This window comes from Arsukibacterium sp. (assembly GCF_018402695.1).
Taxonomy (GTDB): Bacteria; Pseudomonadota; Gammaproteobacteria; order Enterobacterales; family Alteromonadaceae; genus Alishewanella.
The window spans coordinates 173,875-180,140 of record NZ_JAGYIM010000023.1 but is presented as its reverse complement, the minus strand read 5'-3'; the positions used below and the strand labels follow the sequence as shown (position 1 = coordinate 180,140).

The 6,266-nt window shown below is 53.9% G+C and carries 3 protein-coding genes; all 3 read left to right on the top strand.

From position 1 onward, the window contains the following. Positions 1–76: 76 nt before the first annotated feature. The 3 genes from KG631_RS15880 to tldD are packed head-to-tail and all read left to right on the top strand — an operon-like array spanning position 77 to position 6,238. Positions 77–3,976 (top strand): YhdP family protein, encoded by a 3,900-nt coding sequence (locus KG631_RS15880; protein WP_214000633.1) that lies wholly within the window; start codon positions 77–79, stop codon positions 3,974–3,976. Continuing rightward, on the top strand, positions 3,966–4,799 hold the full coding sequence (locus tag KG631_RS15875; RefSeq protein WP_214000632.1) for a carbon-nitrogen hydrolase family protein: 834 nt from the start codon (positions 3,966–3,968) through the stop codon (positions 4,797–4,799). The genes KG631_RS15880 and KG631_RS15875 overlap by 11 nt, the downstream gene beginning before the upstream one ends. Next, positions 4,799–6,238 (top strand): metalloprotease TldD, encoded by a 1,440-nt coding sequence (tldD, locus tag KG631_RS15870; RefSeq protein WP_214000631.1) that lies wholly within the window; start codon positions 4,799–4,801, stop codon positions 6,236–6,238. Before KG631_RS15875 ends, tldD begins: the two co-directional genes overlap by 1 nt. The last annotated feature ends 28 nt before the right edge of the window (positions 6,239–6,266 follow it).

The following is a 6,266-nucleotide window of genomic DNA, read 5'->3' as shown; positions in this document are numbered from 1 at the left end:
GTTTTATTGGCAAACAAATAACTATTTATGGTGAGCCGATGTATACGCAGGAGCAATTTGATGTGGTGATGATGTAGTGCAACAAGCAACCCGGGTCTGCTTTTATTGTTTACATAAAATCTGGCTACTGCTGGCCATAGGCTTGGTGCTGCTTGCTACTCTGGTATCAATATTACGCCTGGCATTACCCTATGCCGACAGTTATAAACATCATCTGGAAGATCTGCTTGCCAACCAGCTGGGTACCGAGGTTCAGATAGCCGAAATCAGTGCCGGCTGGCAAAAGTTTGGTCCGGCCATGGTGCTGAACCAAATGCAGTTAGGTAAGCCGCAGCAGGGCGTACAGCTTAGTATTAAACAAACCCGGGTGCATTTTGATTTTTGGCAAAGTTTGCGCAGTATGCAGCTGCGGGCCGAGCATTTTGAACTCAGAGGGCTGCGTTATGCCATTGACAGCAGTACCTTGCTTAATCGTCGGCAAACTACTCAGCCACTGGATACTGCCCCGGCAATTAACGCCCTGGAACAATTATTTTTTCGCCAGTTGAATCACTTTACCTTGCTTGACAGTGAGCTGGTGTTAACAGCAAAGGGCAGTGACGATATTGTTATTGCGGTGCATAAGCTGGATTGGCGCAATGAGGGGGAGCGTCATCAGGGTATTGGTGAGCTTGCGGTTGCCGATATCACCGGCAATACCCTGTCTTTTATTATCGATTTATATGGCGCTACCTTAGATCAGGCATTTGGTCAGATATTCCTGGAAAGCCGCCAGCTGGATATTTTGCCATGGTTTCAACAGTCGTTGCCACAAACTGGCCGTCTGGATCAGGCAGATATCAACTTTCAGGCCTGGGGCCGGGTCGACAAGGGTGAACTGCAGCGCTTTCAGATTGAGCTGGCGGATAACAGCTTAAGCTGGCAACGACAGGGTCAGGCGCATCAGCTGAAACTGGGGCCGGGCCAGCTGTTATGGCATCCTACTGCAGAAGGCTGGTCGCTCTATTCCGGGCCTTTAGCCTTGTCTGATGGTCAGGCGGTATGGCCGGACCTGACAGTACAGCTGCATAAAAAATCGCCCGGCTGGCATGGCCAGCTGCAGCAGTTAAAACTGGATGCGTTAGCACCGCTAAGTCAGTTACTCAGTGATGAAATACCCCAACTGGCGCGATTGACCACCACCGAATTGCAGGGTGAGCTAACCCAGGCGCAGTGGCAATTGCAAAGCCGGGATAACTGGCAACTGCAGGGTCAGTTAAGCAACCTGACTAAAATCAGCAGCACTGATCTGCCAGGGGTAGCCGGCCTGAACGGCGAGTTCTGGGCCGCACCGACTGCCGCAGGCTTAACCCTCGGCGGCCAGCAAAGTGAGCTGCAATGGCCCGCTATGTTCAGTGCGCCTATCCCCTATCAGCAGTTGCAGCTTAGCTTGCTGGCCAGAAAAACCAGCGCTGGTGACTGGCAAATCCAGCTACCCTCATTGCAACTCGACACGGCCGATTTTAACCTGGCCGGCAGTATGCAATGGCGTCTGCAACAACAGCCTGAGCTGAGCCTTTTTGCAGTATTAACCGGTGCCAGAGCCAGCGAAGTCGGGCGCTATCTGCCGCTACGTTACCTGCCAGAGAAAACCCGGGATTATTTGAGCAATGCGATCATCGATGGCCAGCTGGAGCAGGCTGCAGTGTTATGGCAGGGGCGACCTGCACAGTATCCTTTTGCTGCTGCCGAGGGTATATTTCAGGTTGAAGCAGTCGTTAGCGACGCCAGCTTTCAGTTTAATCCGCAGTGGCCTTCGCTGGAACAACTTAACAGCCGGTTGTGGTTTGAAAACGCCGCAATGCAAATCAGCACCGACAGCGCCACTATCGGTGGCATGGCGCTTCAGGGTAAGGTTACTGCTGAAATTGCTAACTTGCTTGATGCTAAATACCTGACAATCGACATCGACAGCGCCTTGCAGCTGGACGACGCCACTGGCCTGATTAACGCCTCGCCGCTGCGTGATAATTTAGGCAAGGTGTTACGGCAGCTGGCGCCGTCCGGCCCGGCCCGGGCTGATATTGCGCTGCAGCTGGGCTTACGCCAGCCTGCGGTTCAGGCAAGCGGCACTATAGCGCTTAACAACGTTAGTCTGGATTTAACCGCGCCGCAGCTGGCCATCCGTCAGCTAACCGGTCAGGTAACCTTCCGTGATAGTGACGTAAATGCAGAGAATCTTAAATTTAACTGGCGCGAGCTACCGGTAACGGCCAGCCTCGATGGCCAGCAGCAGAACGACCATTACCAGTTTAACCTCGCTGCTACGGCAACCAATGACAGCAGCAATGTGGTGCAGGCGCTGTGGCCTGACGCTGCAGCATTAGCCAGTGGTGAGCTGGACTGGCAACTCGCGTTAGCATTGCAGTTGCAAAATGATGACTTTAGCTACAGCTCGACCCTGAGGGCAGATTTAAGCGATGCAGCATTGCTGCTGCCGGCTCCCTATCAAAAAGCGGCAGCGACAGCGGCAAATCTTGCTATCGAGGCTGAGGGCAATAGTCAGCAGGGACTGCTCGAACTGAACTATGCTGATCAGCTGTATTTTACAGCTGAGCTTGACCATGCTAATGCTCAGGTGCGCCGGGCAAATCTAAGCCTGGGACCAGAGAATGCGGGGATTAACGGGTCGCACTTTACTATTGATATTGATGTCGCTCATGCAGAACTGCACCCGTGGCAACAACTGCTTAGTGAACAGCTGTTTAGCCGTAGCCAGGATAGCAGCGGGCTGATGCCGCCGTTAAGCAGGGTGCGTGGCAGGATAGCAAAACTTGGCCTGGTCGCGGACACCGCGCTGACCAATACCGTATTTGAACTGGAGCCGGGACCGGATGCCTGGCGTTTGCGCTTGCATGGCACTGAAATCGCCAGTCGTTGGGTGTTCAGTCACGACTGGCAGCAGCAGGGGCTGCAAGCTGACATAGATTACCTGCATTTGCCATTACCCGGTAAATCCCCGGGCCAGTCCGATTTTCAAACAGTATCTGGTGAGGTAGATGCTCTGGCCACACCGGAAGAGCTGCTACCGCAACTTGAAGCCAGCCTGCTGACGCTGCCACCGCTAACGGTAAAATGTAACGATTGCTCAATTGGCAACTACCGGTTTGGCCAACTGCAGCTGGCCGCCAGCGGCCAGGGTGACCACTGGCAATTGTCTGAATTTACCAGTCGCTATAAGAGCAATGAGCTGACAGTGCAGGGCAGCTGGTTTCCTGATCAACAGTTAGGGGTGACCGAGCTCAGCGGTCGTTTTCAAAGCCCCAACCTGGGGGCGTTGCTGAATGAGTTTCAGCTGACAACCGGGATCAGTGGCAGCCGGGCTGAGATGAATTTTAACCTTAACTGGCCGGCGGCACCCACCCAGTTTGAGCTGGCAAAACTCAATGGTCAGTTGCAGTTTAACCTGGGCGAAGGGGCACTAACCGAAGTGAGCGATCAGGGCGCCCGGCTATTTTCGATTTTCAGTCTCGATTCGCTGGTGCGCAAGTTACGGCTGGATTTTCGCGACGTATTCTCCAAAGGTTTCTTTTATAACAAAATGAGCGGTGCCCTTGCCATTCATCGGGGGGTAGTGCAAACCAGTGATACCAGCATTGATGGCGTCCCCGGCAATCTGGCGATTCAGGGCTATGCTGATCTGGTTAATTCAGAGCTGGATTATCAAATGTCATTCTCGCCCAAAGTCACCTCCAGTTTACCGGTGATCATTGCCTGGATGGTTAACCCGGCTACGGGCCTGGCAGCGCTGGCGCTGGACGAAGTGTTTCAGTCGGCGGAAGTGATCTCGCGGATTAACTTTACTGTAACCGGTACCTTTGAGCAGCCGGTAGTAACAGAAGTGAATCGTCACAGCACCGAGGTGCCGGTACCGGTGCGGATAGCCCAGCCCGAGACCATAATGGATTTAGAGGAGCAACAACCCCGTGGCGACTAACTGGCGCTTATCGGCAATTCAGTTAACCAGCGCCCCGGAGCCTTTGGTTAACCTGGCGGCCGTAAAACAGTACCTGCAACAACTGCCCCAATCAGCGCAGCATCTGGTGTTGTTACCGGAGTGTTTTGCGGTATTTGGCGGCGGCGATAAATTACAGCTGGCCCATCAGGCCGTTATTGGCGAAGGTGCAATTCAGCAGGCCTGCCGGCAACTGGCCATTGAGTTTGGTGTGTACCTGGTAGCCGGCAGTCAGCCAACCGCTACTGCTAACCCCGAGCGTTTTGCCGCGAGTTGTCTGGTATACAGCCCCGCAGGTGAATTGCTGGCTGATTATCAGAAACTGCATTTGTTTGATGTAAATGTAGCTGATAGCACCGGCAGTTACCGCGAGTCGGCCACCACCTTGCCGGGTGAAAAGATCAGTTTATGTCAATTGCCCAGCCTGAAACTGGGGCTGAGTATATGCTATGATGTGCGCTTTCCCGGTTTAATGCAGGCATTAGCCGCCCAGGGTATGCAAGTGTTAACAGTACCATCGGCATTTACCCGGCCAACCGGCGCGGCCCACTGGCACACGTTGTTAAAAGCCAGGGCGATCGAAAACCAGTGTTTTGTGCTGGCCGCTAACCAAACCGGGGTGCATGCTAATGGCCGTGAAACCTTTGGCCACAGCCTGATTATCGACCCCTGGGGCGAGGTACTTGCTGACGCCGGCACCGGTCCCGGCTGGATATCGGCGCTGGTTGATATAGGCCAGTGTCAGCAACTCGGCCAGAAAATGCCGGTCCACCAGCATAATCGTTTTAACAGTGAGCTGAAATAATGAATGCAGTTGAACAGAATTTACTTACCGCCTCCGATCTCAGCATGGCTGATTTGGAGCACTCCCTTGGCTATTTATTTGGCCATCAGCTCGATTATGCCGATTTATACTTTCAATCCAGTATCCATGAATCCTGGGTGCTGGAGGATGGCCTGGTAAAAGATGGCTCTTTTAATATTGAACGCGGTGTTGGTGTGCGGGCCATTAGCGGTGAAAAAACCGGTTTTGCCTACGCTGATACCATTAGCGCTGCCGCTTTACAACAAGCTGCCGGCGCAGCGCGTGGCATTGCCAGCCATGGCCAGCAGGGCCGGGTAAAAGCGTTCAGCAAAAGTGGCAACAGCAATATTTACCTGCCATGCGAGCCGCTGCAAAGCCTGAGCAATACCGAAAAAGTAGCACTGCTTAATCAGATTGAAGCCTTTATCCGCAGCCTTGACAGCCGGGCCGAACAGGTCATGGTCAGCTTGTCCGGGGTGTATGAGGAAGTCCTTGTCGCGGCCAGCGATGGTACCTTTGCAACGGATATCCGGCCGCTGGTCCGCTTAAACTGTTCAGTGCTACTGGAACAGGATGGCCGGCGCGAACGCGGCAGTGCCGGTGGCGGTGGCCGTACCGATTACTTATATTTCAGCGAACTGGTAAATGCCCAGCCGCGCTGGCAGCAATATGCCCGCGATGCGGTGCGCATGGCCCAGGTTAATTTAACCGCAATAGACGCGCCGGCCGGTACCATGCCGGTGGTGCTGGGTTCGGGCTGGCCCGGCGTGCTGCTGCACGAAGCAGTTGGCCATGGCCTGGAGGGCGACTTTAACCGCAAAGGCTCCTCTACTTTCAGTGGTAAAATCGGCCAGCAGGTTGCATCCAAACTATGCACCATTGTTGATGACGGTACCCTGGCGCATCGGCGCGGCTCGCTTAATGTCGATGACGAAGGCGTGCCCAGTCAGCATAACGTGCTGATCGAAAACGGCATCCTTAAAGGCTATATTCAGGATAAACATAATGCCATGCTGATGGGCGTGAACCCAACCGGTAATGGCCGGCGCGAGTCGTTTGCTCATTTGCCAATGCCGCGGATGACCAACACCTATATGCTGGCCGGCGAGCATGATCCGGCGGAAATTATTGCCAGTGTGAAAAAGGGTATTTACGCCCCGAATTTTGGTGGCGGCCAGGTGGATATCACCTCGGGTAAATTTGTCTTTTCGGCCTCAGAGGCTTATTTAATTGAAGATGGCAAAATCACCAGCCCGATTAAAGGCGCTACCTTAATTGGCAACGGCCCGGCGGCGATGCAGCAGGTGTCGATGGTGGGTAACGACTTAGCGCTGGACACTGGGGTGGGCGTTTGTGGTAAACAGGGCCAGAGCGTGCCGGTAGGGGTTGGCCAGCCAACCCTGAAGCTGGACGCCATGACCGTTGGCGGCACTCAATAACCAATAAAGATTAACAACAGGAAGCAAC

Bases quoted from the DNA above. Each gene is read 5' to 3' on its own strand.
- tldD (WP_214000631.1), top strand. From the start codon at position 4,799: ATGAATGCAGTTGAACAGAATTTACTTACCGCCTCCGATCTCAGCATG.